Consider the following 25,954-nt stretch of genomic DNA (forward strand, 5'->3'; position numbering starts at 1 on the left):
ATCCGTCCTCGCCTTCACCTTCGTCTTCGCCCGCGGCCTCGCCCTCCGCCTTGCTCTCGAGCCCCGATCAGCTCTCGCCGCCGTCGAGATTCAGCGCGTCGAAGAACCGCCGGGTCAGCCGCCCGCCGATGAACTCGAGCAACTCCTCGTCGTCGTCGGCCTCGTCGGCGAACAGCCCCAACTCGATCCGACCGCCGGCCATGTCGTGGTGGCCGCCGACCGCGCCGAGCCCTTCGAAGCCGTCCTCGAGCGTCTCACCCATGTGAACCCGCGGATCGATCGAACGGCCGCTCAGCCGGATCGCGTCGTCGACGATGCCGTAGACGAGCACCGTATCCACGCCCTCGAGATTGAGCAGGTAGTCCGCCGCCTGCGGGAGCGCGTCGGTCTCGGTCGTCTTGCCGACGCTCGCGACGAGCGACGATCCCCGCCGTTCGCGGGTCGCGATCGCCCGGCCGATGGCGTCGATCGTCCCCGGCGAGAACGCGCTGCCGTACAACTGCTCGAGCGTCTCGAGATCCGCGTTGGGGTAGACGGCGAGCGCGGCCTCGTACTCGCGGCGGGTCGGCTCCCGGACGAAGTCCAGCCGCTCGCGGTGGAGGGCAAACAGCAACGCGGAGGCGAGTCGCGTCGTGGGTTCGACGCCGAGTTCGCCCAGATACTCGACGAAGATCGTCGCTGTCGCGCCGTACCGCGTTCGGACGTCGGTAAAGCGAGCGTCGCCCGGCTCGCCCGGGTGGTGGTCGACCACGATGTCCGGGGTGACCGCTTCGGAAAGCTGCGTGTTCGCCCCGGGACGGGCGTGATCGACGAAGCCGATGCAGCCGTAGTCGTCGATCGCCGCGTCCTCGACCGGCTCTAAGGAGATGTCGAGCATGTTGACGAACGCGCGATTCTGCTGGTGGGAGATCTCGCCGCCGTAGACGATCGTCACGTCGTCGACATCCTGTTGCACGGCGATAGCCTCCAGCGCGAGCGCGCTGGCGAGACAGTCCGGATCGGGGTTGTCGTGACAGACGATCGCCAGCGAGTCGGCCGTCTCGAGGACGGACGCGAGCTCGGCCGCACGGGACATACCCTGTGTACGACGACGAGACGCTTGAATCCCGCGTCGCCTCTCAGGAAGGCGAGACGACGAGCGGGACGAATCGGCAGTCGGCAGGGCTGGTCGGTGCAGGCGGCCGCGCTCGAGCGGTCCGCCACATATCGTAACGACAAACGCAGGTATCCTTGCCGTACTCGAGCGACCGCTGCGTCGATTTATGTGTCATTTCGGAACATCTTCGGCGGCATTCTCAGCGGGAGGTAACGGGTCTGAACCCCTCAAGAACGCTTCTCACACCGGAGAAACGCGCGTCCCGATTCAATACTCAAACCAGTCGAGGATTCGATGTCAGACGATGACCCGACGTACCCACTCCAAACCCCGACGACGGTTCCTGCAAACGGCCGGTGCGGCGACGGCGCTGGCGGTCGCCGGCTGTCTCGGTTCCGGGTCGGACGGCGACAGTGCCGACCGATCGACGGGCGACGATACCGACTCCACGGACGAGGCGAGTGCAACGGCAGCGACGAGCGTCGACGTCGATCGGATCGCCCGCGATCCGACCGATATTCCCGACCCAGTCGACTGGACGGAACCCCGCGAGCACGACATTACGATCGAAACCGAGCGGCTGACCGCCGAGATCGAACCCGGCGTCACGTTCGACTACATGACCTTCGAGGGGCAGGTCCCCGGGCCGATGATCCGCGTCCGCCAGGGCGACCGGGTAAACCTCACCTTCGACGTACCGGAGGACCTGAACGTCGAGGCCCACAACATGGACTTCCACGCGGTCTACGGCCCCGGCGGGGGTGCCGACGCGACGACCATCGCCCCCGGCGACGATCCGGCGCAGATCAGCTTTACCGCCGAATACGCGGGCGTGTTCATCTACCACTGCGCGATCCCGAACATGGACCAGCACATCAGTTCGGGCATGTTCGGCTCGATCCTCGTCGAACCCGAAGACGGGCTCCCCGAGGTCGATCGGGAATTCTACCTCGGCCAGCACGAGATCTACACGGACGGCGACCTCGGCGAGGAGGGCCACCACGGGTTCGACTTCGACGCCATGCTCGCCGAACAGCCGACCTACGTCGTTTTCAACGGGCAGGCCTACGGCTTCACGGAGGACGGCGTCGGTCCGATGCACGCCGAGGTCGGCGAGACCGCCCGCGTCTACTTCGCCAACGGCGGCCCGAACCTGCTGAGTTCGTGGCACCCGATCGGCAACGTCTGGAGCCGCTTCTACCGCGACGGCGACCTCCTGACCGAACCCGATCGCAACATCGAAACGGCGCCCGTCGCGCCCGGGACGACCGCCGCGGCCGAGATGGAGTTCCCCGTCCCCGGCCCGGTCAAGATCGTCGACCACGCGCTCACTCGAGCCGGCCGGCGCGGCGCGCTGGCCGTCATCGACGTCGAGGGCGAGGAACAGCCCGAAATCTACGATCCGAACCCGTGACGGGGGTCTCCGAAGCCGCGACGAGACCCCGTCAAATACCGTCGTGCGGCGGGTGAACGACACCCGTTTCCAGCGGAGTCGGAACGATGCGAGCCGAAAAGCGATGCCACAACCAAGGTACCGGTAACAGAGCGAGCGCGACGACCAATCGCGATCAACAGGGTGAATTCCAATGACTGACGACGCCGACGGCGACCGCATCCGCGTCACAGTGGCGATCACGGACGACGACTCCATCGAGCGGCTCGTCGAGTGCGTGGACGACGTTATAGACGCCCGCATCGTCGACGACGCTGCCGACTCGAACCCGAACCGTCGGCCGCCGGTGCTGCGAATCGACGTCGGTGAGGTGACTCCGAAACAGTGGGACGCCCTCGAGTTAGCCGCCGAGTTGGGCTACTTCGACTGTCCGCGGCGAGTCGACCTCGAGACGCTCGCGACGGAGCTTTCGATCTCGAAATCGGCCGTCTCACAGCGGCTCCGCGCGGCTGAATCGACGCTTATCCGGGCGGTTATCGAAGCGGCTCGGGAGTCGACCGCGGACTCGAGTTCGGGTTCGCGTTCGAATTCGAGCTCGAGTACGGACGCCGAGCCCGAACCGACCGGCACCGACGGCGAACCGGTAGCCGAGCCCGAGCCGGGTGACCGGTAGCCGCCGACCGAGTGCTTCCCGGTCAGTCCCCGGTCAGCGCCTCGCTGGCCGGCGCGAACTCGATCTCGGTGCCGACGCCCGCCTCGAGCGCCCGCTCGTAGAGCAAGTACGCGCCGGCGACCGTCTCGATCCCCGTGCCGCCGCTGTCGAACACTGTGATCTCGTCGTCGCTCGTCCGGCCGGGCGCCTCGCCTGCGACGATCTCGCCCAGTTCCGCGTGGATGTGATCTTCGGTGACGACACCCTCCTCGAGCGCCGCGAGGAAGGAGCCGGCGTCGAACGTCGCTCGCTCGCGGAGATCGGGGACGTAGGTCGCGCGCTCGATCGTCGTCGTATCCAGTTCGCGTTTCTCGGGGTTGTACTGGCCCATCGCCGTCACGTGCGTTCCGGGCTCGAGATCCGACCCGTCGAACACCGGCTCGCTCGCGGTCGTCGCCGTGATGACGACGTCCGCCCCGGACACGGCCGCCGTGCTCGAGTCGACCGCCTGGACGTCGGCCGCGAGTTGGTCGTCGAACTCGTCGGCGAAGGACTCGCGGTTCTCGGGGGTCGGCGAGTAGACGCGCACGTCCGCGAAATCTCGGACGGTCGCCGTCGTCCGGAGTTGGCCGCGGGCCTGCGCGCCGGTTCCGATGATTCCGAGCGTCTCGGCGTCCTCGCGGGCGAGCGCGTCGACGCCGACGGCGCCAGCGGCGCCGGTTTTGAACGGGTTCATGCTCGCACCGTCGAGCAGCGCGAGCGGTTCGCCGCTCTCGGCGTCGAACAGCGGCGTCATGAACCAGGCGTCTTCGGCGCCGAAGCCGGCGCTGTACATGTAGCCGCCCATCGCCCCCGTGTCGGGAAGCACGGCGGCGTAACTGGTGAGCATTCCGGCCGGCTCGCTCCGGAAGAACTTCGAGCGGGGCTGAGCGGGTGCCCCTTCGCCGCGTTGTCGGTAGCCGTCGCGGACGGCCTCGACGTAGTCGGCTGGCGTCGCAAGCTCCGTTACGTCGCTACTGGTGAGAAACAGCGCGTCGGTCATCGGCGACACTAACGAACGCAATCAGGGAAAAGCTGGCGACACCGGCCACTACGCACGAATGGTATCCAACGAAGCAGAACGACCGAAACGAACGCCGAGAAAACCGAAACCGCGAGAACGTGACTGGATCCGTTAGTCCGCGTTGAGCGGCGGGCGCGCGGACTGGGCCTCATCGGCGCCGTCGGACGGCGTGTTGACGAACATTGCATGGCCAATAATCCCCATCGAGACGAACGCGCCGATCGGTACCGCTGCCGTAAACGAGAGTCCCACGAGCGTCAGGGCGGCGGTGATACCGAGCAGTGCGACTGGGATGAGGCCAAGAACAATGTCGTAGTATCCAGTCATAATCTATCCTATACTATGGGAAATAGGCATATAAGTGTTTCCCATAATCGGTCGATACCAGATCCGTTTCTAACTCGTATTCAACTCAGTGAATCTGCATAACTTATGGAGCAATTATAGAGTGATCGGCCGACGCTGGATTTTACAGCACAACCGGATTTCTTCGGATCACATAGGAAAAGAGAAACGACAGTAGATCTCTAAAATCGCACGACGGAGTCGCCCTCGAGAACTGAGGGCTGCGATACACTCTCCGAAAGTCAATAACTATTGTTCATTATAGTACCGCTGGTGGATTACAGATCGGCAGCAGAGACGCTATCAAACCTGACAGGTTCCGTGTTTGTCCGAAAAGTGAAAATCAACGGCCGGAACTGACCGGTGAGACGATTGTGGGTTCGATTCCCGCGAGGATGGTCGGTTACGCTCGGCCGCTCGAGCGGGCGAAAACCGCGTAGCCGACCCGCCAGCCGACGAGAACGAGCAGGCCGAAGCCGGTCATCACCAGCGGGAACGGCCACATCGTGCTCTCGCCGAAGAGCCCGTTACGGAGGATAAAGCCCACGTTCGCCGCTGCGATCCAGGTGACTGCCGTGGTGCGGGCCGTTTGCGGGACGGACGTTGCGACGTCGCTCGCGCTCGTGTAGAGTCCCGCGATCGCTGCGATGAGCAGCCAGCCGAGAACGAACGGTGCGACCGTCTCGAGGGCCGCGATGGGCTGTTCGATCGGCGTGACGCCGTGGCTGAGTTGGCCTACGAGTACCAACCCGGCGAGGAAGACGACGTCGCCGACGGCCAGCAACAGCGTCGTCCGATCGGCGGTGCCGCCCGCGCTCTCCGCTCGCACTCCCGTGTCCATATCGGAGGTCGGGACCGCGTCCATATTGGTTTCCCGGTTCCGAGGCGGTTCGAGGTGCCACCCGCCGATCTTCCATCGATCGTCGTCCGAGCGAAACATGACAGCGGCAGAACTAAGATGGGACCGTCCAAATTACGCGTCCGATGGCCGCGGGTGAAACTGGCTGTGACGGGTGTGGCCGCTCGATCCCCTCCGAAGCGGCGACGACGGTCGCGATGCCGAACGGCGAGCAGGTGACCTGTTGTCCGCAGTGTGCGCCCCACGCTCGAGCGGTGACCGATGCCACCGCCGACGGTGAAGCGACGCTCGACCAGCGACGCGCCGCCTGCGACGGCTGTCGCGGGAGTTTCCTCGAGAGCGAACTGGAGGACGTTCGGCTGCCCGACGGGACCGTCATCGCCTGTTGTCCGTCGTGTGCGGCCGAAGCGCCGTCGGGCGGTTCGGAGACGACGGAAACGGCTGACGGTAACGCCGATGGCCCCGGCGACAGGACCGACACTGGTACTGCGGCCGAGGCAGACGGCGGACGGGTCGACGACGGTGGTGCCGCGCCGACTCGCTGTAGCCAGTGTTCCGACCCGATCGCGACCGAACCGTTTCGCGTGACGACCGTCGACGGCCGGACCGAGCGACTGTGCCGGTCCTGCAAGGAGGACGCGGCGGCCGACGGTATCATCAAAGACGTCGAAATGCGCGCCTCACGAGCGCGGGACGTACTCGGCGTCGACCCCGATGCCGGTCTCGCCGAAATTCGGGACGCCTACCACCAACAGGTCAAGCGCGCCCACCCGGACCGAAAGAGCGGGAGCCGATCGGCGTTTCAACTCGTGACCGACGCCTACGAACGACTTCGCCGGGAGGCGAGCAGTCAATAGCAGTCGGTTGTCGCCGGGTGATTTCTCGCCGCGAATCGGGCGCGTTACCGGCGTTTCTGTGACGACCTCGAGGGAGATCCGGCTTCGGATCCGGCCGTAGACTCGGGTTCACCCCGCCCGACGAAGCCGATCGTCCCCGGATCGAAGTAGTACCGCGAGCCACACCCCTCGCAGTCCGCCGAGAGTCGGCGCCCGCGCCGGTGGAGCTTCCAGAGTTTCGACTGCTCGTGCTCGATTTCGAGGGTGACCGGCTGGTCGCAGCCGGGGACCGTACAGGGGAATCGAACGTACCAGTTGGGAACGGACAGGGCACCCAGCGGCGAGAGTTCGCGGCGAAGCTGACAGAGTAACTCGAAGACGGTCGCGGGCAGATCGCTACGATCGATCGTTACGCCGTCGATATCGCTGAGATACCCGCTGTGACGGACGTCCCGGTCGGACAGTGGCAACACCGGAATGCCCTTCGCCCGCGCGTAGCCGATCTCCTGATTGATCCACTGATCGGTCGCCGACCGCTCGGTCAACACCGCGACGACGAGGTCGCTGTTCGCGATCCGTCCCGTGAGCCGCGTCCGGGCGCGGCCGGAGTCGGTCTCCTCCGCGGCGATGTGGACCCCGATCGGGAAGTTCTCGACCGTCGAGAACAGCTCCTGAACGAGTTCGAGGTCGCCGGGGGCGTGCGAGACGTACAGCTGTTCCCGGGCCATCGTCTCCGAGACGCGCCGCAGTTATCATTAATGTATTCATTCAACGAGGCAACTCGATCGTCTCGAGCACCCGCTCGGAGAACTCGAGTTCCGAGAGCTCGTCGCCGAGACGGTCGAACCACTCGCCCTCGACGTGCCAGCGGCCCCGGAGGTCGCCGTCGGTCGTCAGCGACGTCACTTCGAGCCGCCCCGGCGTCCACTCGCGTTCGTCGGCGACCTCGAGGAGGGTGCGAACGACGGCGCCGACCTCGTCGCTCGTGACGGCGTCGACCTCCGCGATGGTCTCGTACTCGAGGCGGACGTCGGTGCCGTCCCGAGCGTCGATCCGCTCGCCGTCCGGCTCGCGTTCGTCCGTGTTTTCCGCGAGTCGTTCTACCTCGTTCACGTAGATTCCGTGGCTCATCAGTCGGTTCTCGAGGGCTACCCCGACCGGCCGCTCGTCGGACCCGGTGTCGGATTCGGTCATAGCGGGCAGTTCGACGAGCGGAGAGAAAAGTGGTCGGTTACCACACCTCGTGCAACGCGGCCGAGTCGGCGAGGCGGCGAACGAACGTCGCCGATCAGAGCGGCTCGACGAGGTCCTCGAGCGCCGCCCGCGGGTCGTCGGCCTTCGCGACGCCGCTGGCCAGCAGGACGCCCTCGGCCCCGAGGTCGCCCGCAGCGACGACGTCGTCGCCGGTGCTGATCCCGGCGCCACAGAGGACGTCGACGTCGTCGTCGACGTTTGCGGCGGCGTCGACGGCGTCCTCGACGATATCGGGGTCGGCCTGGCTGACCGGCGTCCCGGTCCCGATGAGTTCCGGCGGTTCGACGGCGACGGCATCGGGCCCGAGCGCCGCGGCCGCGCCGATCTGTGCGGGGTTGTTCGCGCAGACGATCGTCTCGAGGTCGGCCCGCTGGGCCGCCTGCACTGCACCGTCGATGTCGGCGAGTTTCAGGCGCTGCTCGGAGTGGTTGAGCAACGTTCCGTCGGCGCCGGCGTCGGCGACCGTCTCCGCGAGGGTGTGGCCGGTATTACTGCCGTAGTCGATCGGATCGACGTGCTGGGCCCAGGTCTCGGCGCCCGTCTCGGCGACGCGCTCGAGGTGGGTCGCCTGCGGCGCGACTGCGATGCGCGCGTCGGTTTCGTCGTCGACGTCGCGAACGGCTTCCGCGACCTCGAGGGGGTCGCAGGGATAGGTCTTGAGGTTTACGAGAACGAACATGTATCCTCAACGGCAGTCGCCGGCAAGAAATAGCTTGCGAGTCGTCACTGTGCCGGCCGCGAATCGGCTCGCTTTTTGCTCCTCGAGTCGGCAGCCGGCGGTTGTCAGTCGATCGCCGCCGAGCAGCCGTCGGCCGCAGGGAACTGCCTCAGTCCTTCCGCTTGACGACGTCGCCGAGCGTGTAACTGCCCGACGAGGAGCCGCCCGACCACTCCGAGTCGTCGCCGGAACTGCCCTCGGCGCTCAGGTCGATCTCGAGGAACCGCTCGAGCTTCGACTGGACGCGGTCGCTCGGGAGGGTGTCGCCGCGTTCGATCTTGCGGATGAGACTCGCCTTCTCGTTGAGCTCGTTCGCGAGATCGGACTGGCTAAGCCCCTTCTGCTCGCGGGCCTTGCGGACGCGCTCGTCGTAGTCGGTCGCGAGCTCGTCCATGTCGTCGAACATGTCCGAGCGGCGCTGACTCGAGGAACTGGAGGAGCTGGAACTGGTGCCGCCGGTCGACGTGCCGCCGGAGCTGGAAGCCGACGAAGACGACGAACTCGAGCCGGTCGAGTACTTCGTCGACGAGCCGGAGCTCGAGGTCTGTCTGACTTCAGTGCCGAAGTCGGTGCAGTCGGCGCACACGTCGAGCTTCGCGCCCTCGACTTTGATGGTCTTCGGAGACGACGTCTCGGCGCCACACATCTCGCACTGAACCATGGGAGTAGCTATAGCCCGGCGAGCTATAAAGCATGCGGCGTTCCCCGGCTCGAAAAAACGGCGGCGCGGCCCCGCGTGGACCGCAATCGCGATCCCGGGGCCGCTCAGTCGAGCGCCGACCAGGAGTAGGCGAACCGCTGGACGGCGGTCAGGTGGCCCACGACGGCGAGGAAGACCAGCAGCCACCCGACGATCGTGAGCCCGGCGGGGTCCGCGCCCTCGAGCGGGTAGGCGAGAAAGCCGACGATCCCGATGATCGCCAGCCGGTCCGCGCGACCGACGAGGCCGCCGTAGACGCGGTCGAGGCCGACCGCCTGGGCCTGCGTCCCCAGGTACGAGGTCATGACGACGCCCGTAACCGCGAGGAAGCCGAGCAAGTAGTTCTCGATGCCTGCGGCGAGCCCGGCGATGACGACGATGTCGGCGTAGCGATCGAGGACGTGATCCAGCAGGTCCCCCGCCGCGGACGCGCGCTCCTGCTCGCGGGCGAGCGCGCCGTCGACGATGTCCAGCCAGCCGTTCAGGAAGACCAGCACCGCCGCGACGACGTACCAGACCGGCGACGCGTGCCCGCCCAGGAAGAAGGCGACGGCGGCCAGGACCGCCATTCCGAACGCGATGACGCTCACCCCGTCGGGCGTCAGGCCGATGCGGTCGAAGCCCCGCACGAACGGGTCCAGAAACCGCGATACGTACGGGCGGAGCTGATCGAGCGTCATCCGAGATACCCCACGAAGTCGACCTCGCCGGCGCTCGGCTCGCGGTCCCCGGTGACGACCGCCTCGAGCGCGTCCGCCACGTCTTCGGGCTCGCGGTCGGTCGTGTCGATCTCGTAGACCGACTCGAGGCCGTGCTGGTCGGCGGCCTCCGAGAGGATGACGTCGAGCGCCTCGCTCTCGGCGTTCTCGCGGGCCTTGGCCTCGGTTTCGCCCCGCTCGAGGAGGCGCTCCTCGAGCGTCGCCGGCGCACACCGCAGGACGGCCACGCGGTCGGCTTCGAAGTGGTGCGCGAGGTGGGATTCGATCACGGCCTCGTCCCGGCCCTCGAGCCAGTCGGCGAGCGCGTCGAGGTCGGCGATCTTGCTCTCCCGATCCGCATCGACCTCGGTGTACAGCTCCTCGTCCTCGAGAACCCGGTTGAGGTGGATTACCTCGAGGTCGGGCAGCGAGTCGTCGTCGGCGAGTCGCTCCTCGAGCAGTTCCGTCGCGGTCGTCTTCCCGGTGCCGGGCGTGCCGGTGACGGCGAGCCTCACGTGTCGGGCACCTCCGCTTCGGTGCTCGCGCCGTCGGCGTCCGGTTCGATGTCCAACTCCGCGAGGACCTCGTTGAGCGTTTCAACGGCCCGCTCGGTCTCGTCTTCGGTGCCGCAGGTGATGCGGATACAGCCCGGCAGGCCGAAACTCGAGCAGTCGCGGACGATGACCCCCCGTTCCTGCATTGCCTCGGCGACCGCGGCGGCGTCACCGACCTCGACGAGGACGAAGTTGCCCTCGCTCTCCCAGACGTGGGCGTCGATGTGCTCGCGCATGTACGCGCGGGAGTCGCGGGCCGTCTCGACGGTCCGCTCGACGTGTTCTGCGTCGTCGATGGCGGCCAGCCCGGCACGACAGGCGATCTCGCTGGCGGCGAAGGGCGTATTCACGCGGGCGTAGGCGTCGGCCCACGCCTCGGGGACGACGGCGTAGCCGAGTCGCACGCCGGCCAATCCGTAGGCCTTCGAGAACGTCCGCAGGACGGCGATATCGTCGCGAGCCTCGAACCCGTCCCGGCCCTCGATCAGCGCGAGGGCGCTATCTCGGTCGGCGAACTCGCCGTAGGCCTCGTCGACGACGAGCAGCGTCTCGTCGCTCGTCTCGTCGGCGAGGCGTTCGACTTCTCCGAGCGGAATCGTCGAACCCGACGGGTTGTGCGGGCTGGTCAGGAAGACGATTCGATCCCGGTCGCCGTCGTAGTACTCGAGGACGGTGTCGGCGTCCTGGGCGAAGTCGTCGGCCTTCGAGAGTTCGTACTCGCGGACGTCGCCGTGGTGGTACCGGGAACTCATTCCGTAGTAGGCAAAGCCCGGGTCGGGCACGAGGACGGCGTCGCCGGGCTCGATCATCGCCCGGTGGAGGTAGTCGAGCGCCCCGTCGCCGCCGTTGGCGAGCCAGACCTGCTCGTCGGTGACGTCCCAGCGGTCCGCGATCGCCGCCGTCAGATCGGCGTGGGCGGCCTTCGGATAGGAGCTTACGCTCGAGGCCGTCTCGCGGATGGCGACGGCGGCCGCGGGCGATGGCCCGTGCGGGTTCTCGTTCGAGGCGAGTTTGACGAACTCCGAGGGGTCCCGGCCGAGTTCCCGGGCGACCTCCTCGATGCCTCGACCCGCCTCGTAAGCGATATGATCGGACAGGTCGCGCGGTTGCATACGCCAACCCAGTCCGTCGCGGCTCTTAAGCGTGCTTACCTGTCCCGGCGCGGTTGTGGCGTCGATCGGTGGCCCTGACCGCTCTCGAGACACCGCCGGGCGCCTTGCATATGCGCTGGACACATTCTTACCGGCAGCAGTGAGAGAACTCCATGACGCTGTGGCGGACGGTACCATCCGGAACCATCGAACTGCCGTCCGGATTCACGCAGAGTGGCGAACGACCACGATCAACCGAACGACCTGAACCGACGGACAAATGAGCGATCTTCCCCCACGAACGACGATCAAGCGGTGGCTAGTCACGACCAACCACAAGGACGTCGGCATCCTCTATCTGGTGACGGCGCTGTTCTTCCTGCTGTTCGGCGGCATCATGGCGCTGCTGTTCCGCGTCCAACTCTGGCAGCCCGGCGGACTCGGGATTCTGGACGGCATGGAGTACAACCAGGCCGTGACGAGCCACGGATTGCTGATGGTGTTCTGGTTCCTCTCGCCGATCGCGACCGGCTTCGCGAACTACTTCGTTCCGCTACAGATCGGGGCGAAGGATCTCGCGTTCCCGCGGCTGAACGCGATGAGCTACTGGTTCTACCTCTTTTCGGGCGTGCTGTTTGCGATTTCGTACTTCCAGGGCCACACGTTCGCCGGCGGCTGGACGATGTACGCGCCGCTGAACGTCCCGATGTACACGACGGCGATGGAAGCAGCAACCGGCGGCAACGCGGCCATCCTCGGGCTGATCCTGTTCGTCCTCTCGGTCACCATCGGGACGGTAAACTTCCTCACGACGATTCACCGCTCGCGGGCGGAGGGGCTCGGCCTCTGGAACATGCCGCTTTTCACCTGGTCCTGGCTGCTGACCGTCTGGATGATGCTGTTCGCGTTCTCCGCGCTGCTCGCCGCTCTGTTGCTCCAACTGAGCGATCGCCTGCTGCTCACGCAGTACATGGTCACCGACGAAGGCTCGAGTCTCCTGTGGGCGCACCTGTTCTGGTTCTTCGGCCATCCGGAGGTCTACATCGTCTTCTTCCCCGCGCTGGGGATCATGTTCGAGACGTTCCAGACGTTCACCGGGCGGCGGCTCGTGGGCCGCAAGTGGGTCATCATCGCGATGGTGCTGGTGGCCGTCCAGTCCTTCTTGGTCTGGATGCACCACATGTTCCTGACGACCATCAACCTCGAGATCAAGACGCTCTACATGGCGACGACCATCGGGATCTCGCTCCCCTTCGACCTGATGGTCTTCTCGCTGATCTATACCATGGTCAAGGGTCGCGTGCGGTTCACGACGCCGTTCCTGTACGCCATGGGGGCACTCGTCCTCTTTATCCTCGGGGGGATTACCGGGGTCTTCCTCGGGGCGGTCGTGCTCGACTACGAGTTCCGCGGCACCTACTGGGTCGTCGCGCACTTCCACTACGTGATGGTCTCGGGCGTCACGGCCCTCATCGGCGGGCTCTACTACTGGTGGCCGAAGTTGAGCGGCAAGATGTACGACGAAACGCTGGGTAAACTCAGCTTCGCGGTCTATTTCGTCGGCTTCAACCTGCTGTACTTCCCGATGTTCCTCGCCTGGGAGACGCCCCGCCGCGTCTTCGAGTACCCCGAAAGCTACCAGATCTACCACCAGTCCGCGACGATCGGCGCGTTCGTCTTCGCGCTCTCGTTCCTGCTTACGTTCTACACGCTCGGAAAGAGTTGGTTTACCGGCCCTGCGGCGCCGGACAATCCCTGGAAGTTCTCCCGGACGGCCGAGTGGGCGATCCCCTCGCCGCCGCCGCTCGAGAACTGGGACGGCCGCCCCTCCTACAGCAGCGGTCGCCTCGAGTTCGTCGATGACACGGCCGCAGACGGCGGCGTCGTGACGGCGGACGTCGAGCAGGAACAACACGCCGACCACGCGAGCATCTGGCCGTTCGGCATCGGCGTCGGCGTCTTCGTCCTCTTTTTGGGCCTCTCGGGGATCACGCCGTATCTCGTTAACTTCGCCGAAGCGCGCGGCCACAGCGTCCCCGGGACCGGGTCCGAGCCGAACATCGTCTATCCGCTGATCGCGATCCTCGGCGTGGCGGTCCTCGGCTACACGCTGTTCGAGTACGGCCGCGAACGGTTCAACGCGCCCGAGATGGCTATCGCCGAACGCTGGCCGTTCGGCGGGGTCGGAACCACGAAACTCGGCGTCTGGTTCTTCCTCGCCTCGGACGTGATCGTCTTCGGCGGCGCCATCGGCGCGTTCATCTTCATGCGACTCCACTCCGGGTGGGGGAACTGGGAGATCGTGCCGCCGTCGTCGACGGTCGGGCTCGTCAACACCTACGTCCTGTTGACCTCGAGTTTCACGGTGGTCCTCGCGCTCGTCATGGCCGAACGCGAGAACAAGCGCGGGCTCCTCACCGCGCTCGGTGCGACGCTGCTGCTCGGGTTCACGTTCCTCGGCATCAAGGGCTGGGAGTGGAACTACGAGTTCTCTCACGGCATCTACTGGTTTACCGACCTCCACTACTCGGTCTACTTCGTGACGACCGGCTTGCACGCGCTGCACGTCATCTTCGGGCTGCTCATCGCCGGCTTCATGATCTACCGAGTCGCGTCCGTCGACGCCTACCTCGAGGACCACCGGCCGGTGGAGTTCTTCGGGCTCTACTGGCACTTCGTCGACATCGTGTGGGTGTTCCTGTTCCCGCTGTTCTACCTGATGTAGCGACGGGGCCCTCCCCGTTCGCTCACGGTTCACGGGTGTCGGCGCGCGCTACTAGCAGCCGATGCTGCCGCATCGCGTCCGTTTTCTCCCTCGAGTCGCCTACCCTGCGCCCGAATGGAACGCTACCCGCAGTCGTCTCGCCGCGCCTACGCGCTCGTCGTCGCCGGGACGATGAGCTACCTCCTGCTCATGTTCGTCTGGTTCTCGCTGCCGGCGTACCTCTCGACGATCATCGACGACGTCGGATTGACGGGAACCCAAGCCGGCGTGCTGACCGGGGCGGTGCCGCTGACCTACATCCCGCTCGCGCTGGCCACCGGGCTCGCGGTCGATCGAATCGGCCCCGGACGGATCCTCGGGGCTGGGGTGTTAGTCTACGGGACGGGACAGATCGGCCGGAGCGTCGCGCCCGACTTTCCCTCGCTGCTTTCCTGTACGATCCTGATCGGCGTCGGCGCGACGACGATCACCTTCGGCCTTCCGAAACTCGTCTCCATCCTGTTTCCGCCCGCCGAGACCGGCCGTCCGTCGGCGATCTACCTCGTCGGCGCATCGTCCGGCTCCGCGCTCGTCTTCGGCGTCGGACGCCCGATCCTCGGCCCGGCGCTCGGCGGCTGGCGACCGCTGTTTTTCTGGAGCGGCCTCGTCGCGATCGGCTACGGACTCGCCTGGCTCGCTCTCGTCCGTCGGACTCGGCTGGACGACACCGCAGCCGACGAATCCTTCGCCCTCGAGTCGATCACCACCGACCTCCGGCTGGTGCTTACCCACCGCGAACTGCAACTGGTCGTCGTGATCGGGACGATGTACCTGCTGCTCAACCACGGCATGCAGGGGTGGCTCCCGACGATCCTCGAGTCGCGCGGTCTCTCAGCGGGTCTGGCGGGCCGGGCGACGAGCCTCCTCATCGGCGCCTACGTCGTCGGCATCCTCTCGGTTCCCGAACTCGCCGACCGGTTCGGAACGCGTCGGCTCGCGCTGACGGGCTGCGGCGCCCTCGCCTGTCTCGGCGTCACGGGCGTGATCGTCGGCGGGACGAGCGCGCTGGCGGTCGCCGGGATCGTCGCGACCGGCGTCGGCACCGGCGGCGTCTCGCCGCTCGTCCGCGCGATTCCGCCAGATCTCGACGGAATCGGGCCGCGACTGACCGGCACCGCGGTGAGCTTCATCTTCGCCGTCGGCGAGATCGGCGGCTTCTTCGGGCCGGTGCTGATCGGCTTCCTGCGGGACGCGACGGGATCGTTCGGACCCGGACTCGCGATCCTCGCAGCCGGTGCGCTCGTGGTCGTGCTGGCCGGGACTGCGCTGCGGGCGCTCGATTCGTAGGCGGATCGACGTGAAACACCGCGGCTCGACGCGCCGGCAGTCGGTGACTCGAGGGCCCATCCGACCCCCGTCGTTCAGAGTTAAAACGCCGGTCGGCCTCGGCGCTCGAGTCCGGGTCCGAGCCCACGTCTGGTCCGACCCCGAACCGTTGAAGGGACTGCCCGCGAACACTCGCGTATGGCGACGGAGTACACGGGGACGATCCTCCGCGGCAGCGAGTTCGAGCCCGTCGAGGGCCGACTGGTCGTCGACGAGGACGGTCGTATCGAGGCTATCGAGGAGGCGTCGGTCGACGGCGCCGACATCATCCTCCCGGCCTTTATCAACGCCCACACCCACATCGGGGATTCGATCGCGAAGGAGGCCGGTCGTGGGCTCTCCCTCGAGGAACTCGTCGCGCCGCCGGACGGGCTCAAGCACCGCCTGCTGCGGGACGCCGATCGCGAGGAACTGGTCTCCGCGATGCGGACCTCGCTGCGGTTCATGCAACGGAGCGGGACGGCGGCCTGTCTGGACTTCCGCGAGGGCGACGTCGAGGGCGTCGAGATGCTCGAAGAGGCCCAAGACGGCCTCCCGATCGACGCGCTGTCGCTCGCCCGCGGCTCGGTCGAGGCGATGGAAGCGGGCGACGGGTTCGGCGCCAGCGGCGCGAACGACGCGAACTTCGACGAGGAGCGCGCCGCCACCCGCGAGGCCGGCAAACCCTTCGGCATCCACGCCGGCGAGGTCGACGAGAGCGACATCAACCCCGCGCTGGACCTCGATCCGGACTTCCTCGTCCACATGGTCCACCCGCAGCCGGTCCACCTCGAGCGCATCGAGGACAACCCGGTGCCGATCGTCGTCTGTCCGCGCTCGAACCTCGTCACGAACGTCGGGCTCTCCCCCTATTCGGAACTCAACGAGCGCACGACGCTGGCGCTCGGGACGGACAACGTGATGCTCAACTCGCCGTCGATGTTCCGGGAGATGGAGTTCCTCGCGAAACTCTCCGATCTGACGGCCGACGAAATCCTGCGGATGGCCACCGTCAACGGCGCCGAAATCGCCGGCCTCGACTACGGCGTACTCGAGCCCGGGAAGGAGGCCCGCCTGCTGGTGCTGGACGGCGACACGAACAACCTCGCGGGGGCGCGCGACCCCGTCCGGGCGGTCGTCCGCCGGGCCGGCGTCGACGACGTGAAAGAAACCGTGCTCGAGCCCGAATCGGCGTAGGGTTGTTCGACGATCCGATTGAGCGCCCTCGGATAGCGAAGTCACAGTACCTATCCGACAGAGATGTTACTTTCCCATCATGACGCAGGAGTTGGGTCCTCGCGCCCGAGCGCTGGCACTGCCCTACTACGCGGACGCCCTCCCGGCGCACGATCGGTTCCACGCCGCACGCGTTCACAACGTGGCACTGGGACTGGCGGACGAGTGCGAGCAGTCCATCGACCGAGCGGTACTCGCCGCCGCCGCATGGTTCCACGACGTCGGCCGGCCGCTCGAACGAACCGGCGAGATCGACGACCACGCCGCGTGGGGCGCTACGGAGGCGAAAGCGCTGCTCGAGCGCGAGGTCGAAGACGTCTCGGCCGACCGGATCGCGGCCGTCGAACGCTGTATCCGCGCCCACAGTATCCGACCGTCCTCCCCGGAGCCGGAGACGCTCGAGGCGAAACTGCTCTTCGACGCGGATAAACTGGACGCCGTCGGCGCACGCGGCATCGTTCGACTCGCCTGTATCGTCGGCGAGCGATCGGGCCGAACGGGCGACGCGTACGCGGTGATCGACGATGTCGACGCCGCAGCGACCGCAGTGGTCGACGCGGAGCCGTCGGGGCAACCCGATGTTACTCTCCTCCAGGAGTGGGCGCGAGAGCGGCTGGACGCGCTATACACGTCGCCCGCTCGCCACGTCGGTGAGTCACGGTGGCAGTTCGTAGAGCAGTTCTTCGTACAGTTCCAGCGCGAACTCGAGGGGGACCCGACCCGGTAATTCGGAAGTCGAGAAAGTCACAGTAATACCGCTCGAGTCCGGACGCCAGCCTATGGATATCTTCTTCAGCGGCTCCATCCGCGGCGGCCGCGACGACGTCGACCTGTACGCCGACCTCATCGACCTCCTCGAGCGCCACGGGACGGTCCTCACCGAACACGTCGGCACCGAGGACGTCGAGGAGAAGGAGGCGGAAGCGGGGCTCACCGACGGCGACATCCACGATCAGGACGTCGCCTGGCTCCGGCAGGCCGACGCCGTCGTCGCCGAGGTCACCACGCCGAGCCTCGGCGTCGGCTACGAGGTCGGCCGCGCGGTCGCGTGGGAAAAACCCGTACTCTGCCTCTACCGACCGGACGCGGAGCACGAGCTGTCCGCGATGATTCGCGGAAACGACGCCGTCGAACTCGTCGAGTACCAGCGGCCGGACGACGTGGGGGACGCGCTCGAGGCGTTCCTGACGTCGTATCAGTAACTTGGACCACGGGGTCGCGCTACGCGCCCTCGCTCCTGTCACACCGAGAGACGTTCCGTCCGCGCCACGACAACGTTATTATAGATGGAGTGTGAATCGTTATCATATTCCATGTACGATTGCATTCTCGTTCCGACCGACGGATCGCCGGAGGTCGAACGCGCCCTCGAGTACGCGTTCGATCTCGCGCGAGCCCACGACGCGACGATCCGGGCGGTCTACGTCGTCAACGCGGCCGGCTACGGGGGGCTGCCGATGGAGACCGCGTGGGAGGGGATCAGCGACGCGCTCCGCGAGGAGGGCCGGTCGGCCGTCGAGCGCGTCGAGGAACTCGCACCCGAGGATATCGACGTGGAAACGAAGGTTCTCGAGGGATCGCCCAGCCGCGTCATCGTCCAGGAGGCCTCGCCGGGCGAGTGCGACCTCGTCGTGATGGGTACCCACGGCCGCGGCGGCATCGACCGACTGCTGCTGGGCAGCGTCACCGAGCGGGTCGTCCGGCGCTGTGACGTCCCGGTACTGACGGTGCAGGTCGATCCCGACGCCCCGAAGGAGGCCGAAGGGGAGCCACAGGTCGCCGTCGAGTAACCGGATTCAGGGCGGGCCGCTGGCTGCTGGAACCGGGTCGGAACGAGAATCACCGTGTTTCTTGCAAATGATCGTGTGTACAGCTAGACTAAAAGACGAACTGGACGGGACCGCCTACAACTTGAACGCTATTTCCTCGACGGCAACAACCAATCGATGAAACAGATGTAGGAGATAGACGGCACTCCCGATACCAACCGCAACGAACACTCCGAGGAGGATATTCGCTGTTATGAAAGCGTAGGCGAGAATCCCGACCAGGATAATAGCGACTCCAGCACCGACTCCAGCGGGGAGTTCCCGCCGTGGCGGACTATGTGACATATTACAAACCTAATACAGACTCCAGTTGAAATTTTTGTTTTGACACCCCTGTGAGCAAAGAAACCGGCCATCGACTACGATTAGACCGGTCGCAAGTGTTCGCAGTCGCCCGCCGAGACCGTCACTCGCTCGCCGTCGTCCGTCTCGAGCACGAGCGCGCCCGTTTCAGTAATATCGACGGCGTCGCCGACGACCTCGCCGGACGGCCGATCGACCCGCACGCGCTGGCCGAGCGTCAGCGCGAGGTCGCGCCAGGCGGGGACGACCGACTCGAGATCGGTTCGGAGGTTGTCGAACTCCTCGAGCAGCCGCTGGACGAACCGGCGGCGATCGACGTCGCCTGCTTCCTCGCGAATGCTGGTCGCGCCTTCCGGTAAGGCGTCGACGTCGATGTTCGCGTTGATGCCGGGCCCGACGACGATCCACTCGACGCGGTCCGTTTCGCCCTCCATCTCCGTTAGGATCCCCGAGAGTTTGCGGTAGTCGCCCTCCTCGCCGACGGGGACGACCACGTCGTTGGGCCACTTGATCCGGGCGTCGACGCCCGCCTCGCGGGCCGCCGTCGCGGTCGCCACCGAGATCGCAAGCGTATACAGCGGCGCCCGCGACGGCGCGATCGCCGGCCGGTCGACGACGCTCAGCCAGACCCCGCCGGACGGCGCCGCCCACTCGCGCTCGAGGCGGCCGCGGCCGCCCGTTTGCTCGTCCGCGAGGACGACGACGTCTTCGGCGCCGTCGACGGCCAGTTCCCGCGCGCGGCTGTTCGTACTCCCGATCGCGTCGTGATATTCGACGGAAAACGGCGCCTCGAGCCCGTACTCGACTGCCTCGCCGCCGAACTCGGGCACTCCCACGAGTTCGTAGCCCGCAGGGCCGCTGTCGATATCGAAGCCGGCGTCCCGTAGCTCGTCGACGTGCTTCCAGACGGCCGCCCGCGAGACCTCGAGCGACTCGGCCAGGTCGGGTCCCGAGACCGGACCGTCCGCGATCGCCTCGAGAATGGCTCGTCGCGTCTCGTTCATAGGGGTGGGAGGGGAGCGCGTGTACTTCAATCGGCGGGGTTGCTGGCGGTCACGAGAGCGACTTCCATTCCGGACGACTGGTCCGTCAACTGGCCGGTCTATAGGCTTTTACGGATGCTCGTCGGAGCCCCGAACTGGGGGGAGACGCGGACCGGTGGCAGGTGACACAATCATGAAACTCGGCACGATCTGTACGACCTGCGGGGAACGCATCGAAACGGACCAAGTGACCGTCTGCGAGACGTGCGGCAGGGGAATCCACGACCGGTGTCGCGAGTACGAGACGACGTTCGAGTGCCGCAGGTGCGGCGACGAACAGTGGATCGGCGCGGTCGAATTCTGACGTCGGTTATTCTTCCGCTCGCAGTTCGCGCAGCTTCTCCCGACCCGGCGCGATCAGTTCGTCGAGATAGGTCGCGAGCGTGCCTTTGGCGTCCGCGGGGTGAAGCTCGCCGGACTCGAGATCCTCGGCGAGGCTCTCGTACGCCTCGTAGGTCAGGTCCCCGCCGTACTTCTCGGGGCGCTCGACCGTAATCTCCTCGAAGCGCGGAAAGACGTGGTACTCGAAGAGTTCGAGGACGGGGTTCTTGCGCTCGTTGCCGTCCTCGTCCGGCTCCGGATCGCGGGTCGGGGGACAGTAGGCGGAGTTGACCTTCTCCTCGAGCTCTTCGGTCGAGTCCTCCATCGAGATGGTAACGCCCTCGCTCGAGGACATCTTCCCCTCGCCGCTGGTGAGGTCGGCGACGATGGGCGTGTGCAGCGCCGGCCGGACGTCGTAGCCCAGTTCGGGGAGTTCCTCGCGGGCGAGCATGTGGACCTTGCGCTGGTCTAAGCCGCCGACGGCCAGATCCAGATCGAGGTACTCGATGTCAAGCGTCTGCATCAGCGGGTAGACGACGTGGCTCACCTTCGCGGTCTCGCCGCCCTGAATCTCGGCCATCGCGCGCTGGGCGCGGTTGAGCGTCGTCGAGACCTCGAGTTCGTGCAGGTCGAGCACGTACTCCTCGTCGAGCTGGAACTCCGAGCCGTAGACGAACTCCGTCTGGTCCTCCTCGAGCCCGTAGGCGATGAACTGAGCCTTCATCTGCTCGGCGGTCTCCCGAATCTCCTCGAACGTGCCCTTGTCGTTCAAGTATGCGTGGACGTCCGCGAGCAGGACGACGACCTCCATGCCGGCCTCCTGGAGGTCGATGAGCTTGTTCGCCGTCAGCAGGTGCCCCAGGTGGAGCACGCCGGAGGGCTCGTAGCCGACGTAGGCGCGCTTGCCCTCTGGGTCCTCGGCGAGTTCGCGCACCTCCTCGTCGGTCACGACCTCCTCGGCGTTGCGGGTGATCAGGTCGTATGCATCCATTGCTGTTTGACTGGAATCAGCGGACGGATTTATGACTTCTTGAACGACGGTAGTATACTGGACGGTCTCACACTCGCGCCGGCCGATCTCAGAACGGCGTCAGCGAGTCGACCCGGTCGCGGGCCGTCCCCGCGAGGTAGCCGGTCGCAGCCCCGACGCCGGCGCCGACCGCGCCGCCGGCCGGGCCAGCGAGGCCGCCGACCTTGCCGCCGACTTTCGCTCCCTTGGCCGCTCCTTTCGATGCGTGCTCCGATCGCAGACACGGTGGCTCGAGCGATGGCATCGTCGGTTCGTTCAATCCGAATATGAATAACTGTTGTCACTGGCGCCGGTATCGATGTCGGCGCGTGACTGCCTGCCGAAGGCTCATTTGAACCTCTCGCGTAGCGACCGATCGATGCTCGACTCGGAGGACCTGATCAACGCCGTCCGTCGGAGCCTCCTCCCGCAGCTCCACTACCTCCTTCGGGGCTCCTTCGGCGGCTACGCCGTCAGCCACACCACCGCCGAGGAGTACGCGCTGACCGCCCACTGTCAGGAGCAGCGCCTCGAGGAAATCCTCGACGAGATCGGCTTTTCACGTAATCCGATCGCCTCCCTGAAGGTCCGAGTCGACGGCAATACCTCCGAAGGGTCGTGGGTGTGGCGGCCGTCGCCGCTGGCCGACGGCCAGTTGCACATCGTGCTCCACGCGCTCGAGGACGGGACCGGCGTGGACGTCTACGCCCACTGGGAGTACTCCTGGATCCGCCACCCCTACAAACACTACATCGCTCGCGGGTACGACGCCGAAATCGGCGTCCAACTGGCCCGCCGCTGGCTCACCAGCTACGGCCGCGACGAACTCGCCGGCACCGAAGTCCCCTACGAGATCGACAGTTCGTTCTCCCGGCGCGCGAGCGAAGCCCTCTCGCTGTCGTACTACCGGCTCGAGGACGTGATCGCAACGGTCGAGGACCGAGTGCCCCTACTCGAGGACGTCTCGCTCGAAATCGACCGAACTGGGAACGACGATCTCTCCGCTTCGATCGTCGAGCGGTGAGAAACGACGGACGAGAATTCGGCTCGAGCAAGGCCGATAGCTGCCATTCCGGTAATACCACCGTCACCAACTTACATTCGATACGAAGTGACGGGAAGTAGCTCGGCGAGTCATCACCGCAGACCGATTCGTGATATCGATAATCGGTTTATTAACGGTCGATAATATCACAATCTGTCCGAGGAGCGGGTGCTTCGATCCGTCCCCCGCGGATCCGCAGGCTTACGGCCGTCGTACGCCAACGCCCTCCCGAATGGATCTCGTGGAGAAGTACCAGTCGTTCCTCGTCTTCGCCGCGATCCTCGGCGGACTTGCAGTCGGTCAACTCCCCGGCGTTCCCGCCGTCGCGGACGCCCTGCTCCTCCCGATCCTGATGGTGATGCTGTTCGCCGCATTCACCGCGATTCCGCTCTCGCAGTTGCGCGCGGCGTTCGGCAACCGGCGCGTCGTCGGCTCGAGCCTGCTGGTCAACTTCGTCTGGAACCCGCTGGTGGCGCTTGGCCTCGGCGCGGTCTTCCTCCGTGATCATCCCGCGCTCTGGGTCGGCCTACTTATGCTGCTGGTCACGCCCTGTACCGACTGGTACCTGATTTTCACCGACATCGCGGACGGGAACGTGCCGCTGGCGACCTCGTTGTTGCCGTACAACCTCGTGCTCCAACTGATCCTCCTGCCGGTCTACCTCTACGCGTTCGCGGGCGAACTCGTCGAGCTCCCGCTCGGCGTGTTACTCGAGAGCGTCGCGCTCGTGCTGGTCGTGCCGCTCGCGCTGGCGGGTGGCGTGCGGTGGGTGCTGTTCCGGCGGCGGAGCAAAGAGTGGTTCCGACAACGCGTCCTTCCGAAGCTGAGTCCGCTGCAGATCGCCAGCCTCTGTTTCGCTATCGGCGCGATGTTCGCCTCGCAGGGCGAGGTCGTCCTCGAGCGCCCGGAACTGCTCGCGCTGCTCGCGGTCCCCGTGATCGGCTTCTACGCGATCAACCTCGCCGTCGGGTTCGGCGTCGGCCGCCTCCTGTCGTTCTCCTACGACGAGCTGGTCTGTTTCAACAATACGATCCTCTCGCGGAACTCGCCGACCGCATTGGCTATCGCGGTCGTCGCCTTCCCGGACGAGCCGTTGATCCCGCTGGCCCTAGTCATCGGTCCGCTGCTTGAGCTGCCGCTGTTAGGCGTGATCGCACAGATCCACATAGCCGTCAGGAACCGCGACTGGTGGCCGCTCGAGCCGTCGACCCTACTCGAGCGATACTCGTAGTTGTCACAGTCTTTGCATTTGCGGAACAAAGTGCGAACTGGGCTCGTTTCGATCCGAACTTGTCGGCGATATTACCCCCGAGACGGTAGTTCAGCAATCATAACTGGCTGGCGCTGTTCTCGACGAGCGATGAAGCCCGTGATTAGCATTCTTTCGAACATCGGCGGGCGGCGCGCTATCTTGGGCCTTGGAAGCGTGTATATTGTACTGAGTGTCCTGTGGCCGTTTGTAAGACTCCCGAGACCGACACCACTCGAGGAGGAACTGATCGTTTCTATCCTGGTCGGCGGGGCTGGAATCACGCTCTTCTATGTTGGCTATCGCCTGCCACAGACCGATATCCGGCCCGAATTCTTCGATACCGTCGCCAGTTGGTGTTTCCGCGCAGTCGGAGTGATGGTCGCAATTCTCGTCTTCATCGGACTCGTTGCCGATCTGAACGATCCTGCCCACAACTTCCTCATCCTACCGGCGCTTGCTGCCATCGCCGGCACTGGCGCAGGTAGGCATGATGCACGGGCCAAAACACGGACGTTTACCCTCAAACAGCGGAACCGGGAGCTACAGGAGACGCAGGCAGAACTCGAGGAAACCGTTACTCGACTCGAAGAATCTGAGCAACGATACCGAACGCTCACGGAGAACTTCCCGAACGGTGCGGTCGCGCTTTTGGACGACGAGTTACGCCATACAATTGTCGGCGGTCAGGGCTTCGAATCAGTCGATTTCGGTGCCGCAGATCTCCAAGGAGAAAGGGTTCAAGAAGTGTATTCAGGCGAAATTCTAGAAACTATCGAATCGCACTATCGCGCAACACTCGCCGGCGAGCCGACCTCGTTCGAGTTGACGATGCAGGGACGCGTATTCGAGTTCCATACGCATCCGCTAACCGACGACGGCGACGTGTACGCCATCTTAGCGATGTCCCAGGACATCACCGAGCGCAAGCAGCACGAGGAGAAACTCGAACAGTTAGTCGCCGACCTCGAGGAATCGAACGAACGCTTAGAGCAATTCGCCTACGCCGCCTCCCACGACTTGCAGGAACCGCTGCGGATGGTGTCGACCTACCTCCAGCTCATCGAACGCCGATACGGAGAGAAACTCGACGAGGAGGGCGAGGAACTCTTCGAGTACGCGCTGGACGGGGCCGAGCGCATGCGCTCGATGATCGACGGACTGCTCCAGTATTCCCGAATCGAAACGATGGGCGGCGAGTTCGAGCCGGTCGATCTTGACACCGTTTTCGACGACGTCCGTGAAGACTTACGGGTACAGATCGAAGAGAGTGGGGCCGAAATAACCAGCGACCGGCTCCCTCGCGTGAAAGGGGATGCAGACCAGTTGCGCCAACTGGTCCAAAATCTGTTGTCTAATGCGATCGAGTATAGTGGTGAGGAGGCGCCGCAGGTACGCGTCTCTGCCGAACGGAACGGCGACACGTGGGTCGTCTCCGTCACTGACCACGGAATCGGCATCGATCCCGACGATCAAGAACAGATATTCGAGGTCTTCGAGGGATTACACGGAGACGGTGACTATGCAGGCACAGGAATTGGCCTTGCAGTCTGTGAACGTATCGTCGAGCGTCACGATGGGGAGATATGGGTCGACTCCGAACCTGATGAGGGATCGACGTTCTCGTTCACACTCCCAGCAGTGACTGATTCCGCGACGTAGAGTATCCGTACTGAGTGCTCGCCCCGCTTTCTCGAATCAAACCGCTCGATTCACGGGCGACGGAGTCTCCGGAGTTCCTTCCGTGACCGTCCCTCGGCTGTCGTTGGAGTCGCAGCCGATTCACAGCCCGTTCCGAATCCGCTCTTCCGCCGCCTCGAGCGCCCGCTCCCGGTCGAACGCCTCGACGATCGCCCGCAGTTCGTCCTCGTCGGCGTCCGCGAGGTCCCGCGCGTGTGCGGTCATGTTCGGCACGGCGCGGATGATGTTGTCGACGATCGGCACGTCTGCGACCTGCGGCGAGCGCGAAAGGGGATTCAGGTCGATCACGATCTCCGTCTTGCCCATCTCCTCGAGCGCCTCCGCGCGGTCGCCGTCCTCGAGCGGCACGAGCACCACGTCGGCCGCGTAGATACCGTCCTCATCGACCTTCGCGCGCTGGTGGTCGAGATTGGGGATGCGCGCGTCGGCCTCGAGCCCCTTCACGTCCTCGGCGCCGTGCTCGCGCAGGTGGTCGGCGATGGCCTCGAGTCGCTCCTCGGTGCGGTTGAAGAGGTTGACCTCGAGGTCGGCACCGGTGGCGTCGGCGAGTTCGACCATCTCGCCGGGCACGAGGGCGGCGACGTTGCCGTTGATCGAGAGCACGGGACGGTCGGCAAGTAGCAGGTGCGCGGCGGCGGCGCGTTCGGCCTCATCGGCGCTCGGAATCGTCTCCTCGCCGAGCAGGTAGTCGAAGGCGCTGCCCCGGCCCTCGGCGTGCATCCCCTGGAGGTGCGTAATTCCCTTCTCGACGCCCTTCTCGATCCGGTGGCGAGTGAGCAGGTCCTGGTACCGCGGGTGGTCCTCCGGAATCTCCTCCTCCTCGTCGACGTCGGCCGAGACGGTGTCGTAGTCGCTCACGGCCGGTGTCTCGGGTCGGCTGCTAAAAAAGT

29 protein-coding genes are annotated in these 25,954 nt (G+C 65.6%); 14 read left to right on the forward strand and 15 right to left on the reverse strand.

The genetic code is table 11. The features are described 5' to 3' along the window. Positions 1-67: 67 nt before the first annotated feature. Positions 68-1,075: a DHH family phosphoesterase gene (locus ATJ93_RS04335; RefSeq protein ID WP_120243375.1), complete on the reverse strand. Its 1,008-nt coding sequence runs from the start codon at positions 1,073-1,075 to the stop codon at positions 68-70. 5 nt (positions 1,076-1,080) lie between these two features. Between ATJ93_RS04335 and ATJ93_RS24310 the strand changes: the two genes are divergently transcribed. The 3 genes from ATJ93_RS24310 (at position 1,081) to ATJ93_RS04345 (ending at position 3,162) form a co-directional block, all read left to right on the forward strand. Beyond that, positions 1,081-1,212: a hypothetical protein gene (locus ATJ93_RS24310; protein WP_281271526.1), complete on the forward strand. Its 132-nt coding sequence runs from the start codon at positions 1,081-1,083 to the stop codon at positions 1,210-1,212. 188 nt (positions 1,213-1,400) lie between these two features. Then, entirely contained in the window at positions 1,401-2,510 is a 1,110-nt protein-coding gene (gene nirK / locus ATJ93_RS04340; RefSeq protein ID WP_120243376.1) for a copper-containing nitrite reductase, read from the forward strand. A 172-nt stretch (positions 2,511-2,682) separates the two neighbouring features. Beyond that, positions 2,683-3,162 (forward strand): helix-turn-helix domain-containing protein, encoded by a 480-nt coding sequence (locus ATJ93_RS04345; RefSeq protein WP_120243377.1) that lies wholly within the window; start codon positions 2,683-2,685, stop codon positions 3,160-3,162. A gap of 22 nt (positions 3,163-3,184) precedes the next feature. Here the strand turns inward: ATJ93_RS04345 and ATJ93_RS04350 are convergent, their stop codons facing one another. The 3 genes from ATJ93_RS04350 to ATJ93_RS04360 all read right to left on the reverse strand — a co-directional run bounded on the left by ATJ93_RS04350 (position 3,185) and on the right by ATJ93_RS04360 (position 5,414). Further along, on the reverse strand, positions 3,185-4,183 hold the full coding sequence (locus tag ATJ93_RS04350; protein WP_120243378.1) for an ornithine cyclodeaminase family protein: 999 nt from the start codon (positions 4,181-4,183) through the stop codon (positions 3,185-3,187). Positions 4,184-4,315: 132 nt separating this feature from the next. Beyond that, positions 4,316-4,531: a hypothetical protein gene (locus tag ATJ93_RS04355; RefSeq protein WP_120243379.1), complete on the reverse strand. Its 216-nt coding sequence runs from the start codon at positions 4,529-4,531 to the stop codon at positions 4,316-4,318. A 421-nt stretch (positions 4,532-4,952) separates the two neighbouring features. Then, complete coding sequence (locus tag ATJ93_RS04360) at positions 4,953-5,414, reverse strand: DUF3054 domain-containing protein (protein WP_245977504.1); 462 nt, start codon at positions 5,412-5,414, stop codon at positions 4,953-4,955. Positions 5,415-5,533: 119 nt separating this feature from the next. Here ATJ93_RS04360 and ATJ93_RS04365 point away from each other — a divergent pair, with 119 nt between their 5' ends. After that, entirely contained in the window at positions 5,534-6,265 is a 732-nt protein-coding gene (locus ATJ93_RS04365) for a J domain-containing protein (RefSeq protein WP_120243380.1), read from the forward strand. A gap of 44 nt (positions 6,266-6,309) precedes the next feature. Here ATJ93_RS04365 and ATJ93_RS04370 read toward each other — a convergent pair whose 3' ends face one another. The 7 genes from ATJ93_RS04370 to hisC form a co-directional block, all read right to left on the reverse strand. Beyond that, positions 6,310-6,972 (reverse strand): toll/interleukin-1 receptor domain-containing protein, encoded by a 663-nt coding sequence (locus ATJ93_RS04370; RefSeq protein WP_120243381.1) that lies wholly within the window; start codon positions 6,970-6,972, stop codon positions 6,310-6,312. 40 nt (positions 6,973-7,012) lie between these two features. Further along, positions 7,013-7,438 (reverse strand): hypothetical protein, encoded by a 426-nt coding sequence (locus ATJ93_RS04375; RefSeq protein ID WP_120243382.1) that lies wholly within the window; start codon positions 7,436-7,438, stop codon positions 7,013-7,015. Positions 7,439-7,532: 94 nt separating this feature from the next. Continuing rightward, positions 7,533-8,177, reverse strand: coding sequence for a triose-phosphate isomerase (gene tpiA / locus ATJ93_RS04380; protein WP_120243383.1), 645 nt, complete (start codon positions 8,175-8,177; stop codon positions 7,533-7,535). A 148-nt stretch (positions 8,178-8,325) separates the two neighbouring features. After that, on the reverse strand, positions 8,326-8,877 hold the full coding sequence (locus tag ATJ93_RS04385; protein ID WP_120243384.1) for a multiprotein bridging factor aMBF1: 552 nt from the start codon (positions 8,875-8,877) through the stop codon (positions 8,326-8,328). Between the two features lie 104 nt (positions 8,878-8,981). Continuing rightward, the gene (locus ATJ93_RS04390; protein ID WP_120243385.1) at positions 8,982-9,596 is read right to left on the reverse strand and encodes a CDP-alcohol phosphatidyltransferase family protein; all 615 of its coding nucleotides are present in this window, start codon (positions 9,594-9,596) and stop codon (positions 8,982-8,984) included. Next, positions 9,593-10,129, reverse strand: a complete 537-nt coding sequence (locus ATJ93_RS04395) for an adenylate kinase family protein (protein ID WP_120243386.1) — start codon at positions 10,127-10,129, stop codon at positions 9,593-9,595. Before ATJ93_RS04395 ends, ATJ93_RS04390 begins: the two co-directional genes overlap by 4 nt. Further along, on the reverse strand, positions 10,126-11,280 hold the full coding sequence (hisC, locus tag ATJ93_RS04400) for a histidinol-phosphate transaminase (RefSeq protein ID WP_120243387.1): 1,155 nt from the start codon (positions 11,278-11,280) through the stop codon (positions 10,126-10,128). Before hisC ends, ATJ93_RS04395 begins: the two co-directional genes overlap by 4 nt. Before the next feature lie 259 nt (positions 11,281-11,539). Between hisC and ATJ93_RS04405 the strand changes: the two genes are divergently transcribed. The 6 genes from ATJ93_RS04405 (at position 11,540) to ATJ93_RS04430 (ending at position 18,354) form a co-directional block, all read left to right on the forward strand. Then, positions 11,540-13,984 (forward strand): cbb3-type cytochrome c oxidase subunit I, encoded by a 2,445-nt coding sequence (locus tag ATJ93_RS04405; RefSeq protein WP_120243388.1) that lies wholly within the window; start codon positions 11,540-11,542, stop codon positions 13,982-13,984. A gap of 114 nt (positions 13,985-14,098) precedes the next feature. Beyond that, positions 14,099-15,310 (forward strand): MFS transporter, encoded by a 1,212-nt coding sequence (locus ATJ93_RS04410; RefSeq protein WP_120243389.1) that lies wholly within the window; start codon positions 14,099-14,101, stop codon positions 15,308-15,310. Positions 15,311-15,487: 177 nt separating this feature from the next. Next, positions 15,488-16,525: an amidohydrolase family protein gene (locus tag ATJ93_RS04415; RefSeq protein WP_120243390.1), complete on the forward strand. Its 1,038-nt coding sequence runs from the start codon at positions 15,488-15,490 to the stop codon at positions 16,523-16,525. Between the two features lie 79 nt (positions 16,526-16,604). Continuing rightward, complete coding sequence (locus tag ATJ93_RS04420; RefSeq protein WP_120243391.1) at positions 16,605-17,291, forward strand: HD domain-containing protein; 687 nt, start codon at positions 16,605-16,607, stop codon at positions 17,289-17,291. A 52-nt stretch (positions 17,292-17,343) separates the two neighbouring features. Then, positions 17,344-17,766 carry a nucleoside 2-deoxyribosyltransferase gene (locus tag ATJ93_RS04425; RefSeq protein WP_120243392.1) on the forward strand — a complete coding sequence of 141 codons (423 nt, stop codon included), beginning with the start codon at positions 17,344-17,346 and terminating at the stop codon, positions 17,764-17,766. A gap of 111 nt (positions 17,767-17,877) precedes the next feature. Then, entirely contained in the window at positions 17,878-18,354 is a 477-nt protein-coding gene (locus ATJ93_RS04430; protein WP_120243393.1) for a universal stress protein, read from the forward strand. Positions 18,355-18,758: 404 nt separating this feature from the next. On the opposite strand, the gene ATJ93_RS04440 is transcribed toward ATJ93_RS04430, so the two are convergent. Continuing rightward, a complete protein-coding gene (locus ATJ93_RS04440; protein WP_120243395.1) occupies positions 18,759-19,700 on the reverse strand; it encodes a biotin--[acetyl-CoA-carboxylase] ligase in 942 nt (313 codons plus the stop codon). Positions 19,701-19,872: 172 nt separating this feature from the next. Here ATJ93_RS04440 and ATJ93_RS23495 point away from each other — a divergent pair, with 172 nt between their 5' ends. Next, the gene (locus tag ATJ93_RS23495; RefSeq protein ID WP_170155514.1) at positions 19,873-20,043 is read left to right on the forward strand and encodes a hypothetical protein; all 171 of its coding nucleotides are present in this window, start codon (positions 19,873-19,875) and stop codon (positions 20,041-20,043) included. Positions 20,044-20,049: 6 nt separating this feature from the next. On the opposite strand, the gene ATJ93_RS04445 is transcribed toward ATJ93_RS23495, so the two are convergent. Both ATJ93_RS04445 and ATJ93_RS04450 read right to left on the reverse strand, forming a co-directional pair. Then, on the reverse strand, positions 20,050-21,051 hold the full coding sequence (locus ATJ93_RS04445; protein ID WP_120243396.1) for a tyrosine--tRNA ligase: 1,002 nt from the start codon (positions 21,049-21,051) through the stop codon (positions 20,050-20,052). Positions 21,052-21,139: 88 nt separating this feature from the next. Beyond that, positions 21,140-21,334, reverse strand: a complete 195-nt coding sequence (locus tag ATJ93_RS04450; RefSeq protein ID WP_013880001.1) for a hypothetical protein — start codon at positions 21,332-21,334, stop codon at positions 21,140-21,142. Positions 21,335-21,448: 114 nt separating this feature from the next. Between ATJ93_RS04450 and ATJ93_RS04455 the strand changes: the two genes are divergently transcribed. From ATJ93_RS04455 to ATJ93_RS04465, 3 genes are all read left to right on the forward strand, one after another. Then, the gene (locus tag ATJ93_RS04455) at positions 21,449-22,093 is read left to right on the forward strand and encodes a hypothetical protein (protein ID WP_120243397.1); all 645 of its coding nucleotides are present in this window, start codon (positions 21,449-21,451) and stop codon (positions 22,091-22,093) included. 253 nt (positions 22,094-22,346) lie between these two features. Further along, entirely contained in the window at positions 22,347-23,345 is a 999-nt protein-coding gene (locus tag ATJ93_RS04460; protein ID WP_120243398.1) for an arsenic resistance protein, read from the forward strand. Positions 23,346-23,474: 129 nt separating this feature from the next. Continuing rightward, the gene (locus ATJ93_RS04465) at positions 23,475-25,025 is read left to right on the forward strand and encodes a sensor histidine kinase (protein WP_120243399.1); all 1,551 of its coding nucleotides are present in this window, start codon (positions 23,475-23,477) and stop codon (positions 25,023-25,025) included. 120 nt (positions 25,026-25,145) lie between these two features. On the opposite strand, the gene ATJ93_RS04470 is transcribed toward ATJ93_RS04465, so the two are convergent. Continuing rightward, the gene (locus ATJ93_RS04470) at positions 25,146-25,922 is read right to left on the reverse strand and encodes a 4-phosphopantoate--beta-alanine ligase (RefSeq protein ID WP_120243400.1); all 777 of its coding nucleotides are present in this window, start codon (positions 25,920-25,922) and stop codon (positions 25,146-25,148) included. Between the last annotated feature and the right edge of the window lie 32 nt (positions 25,923-25,954).

Source organism: Halopiger aswanensis (genome assembly GCF_003610195.1).
Lineage (GTDB): Archaea > Halobacteriota > Halobacteria > Halobacteriales > Natrialbaceae > Halopiger > Halopiger aswanensis.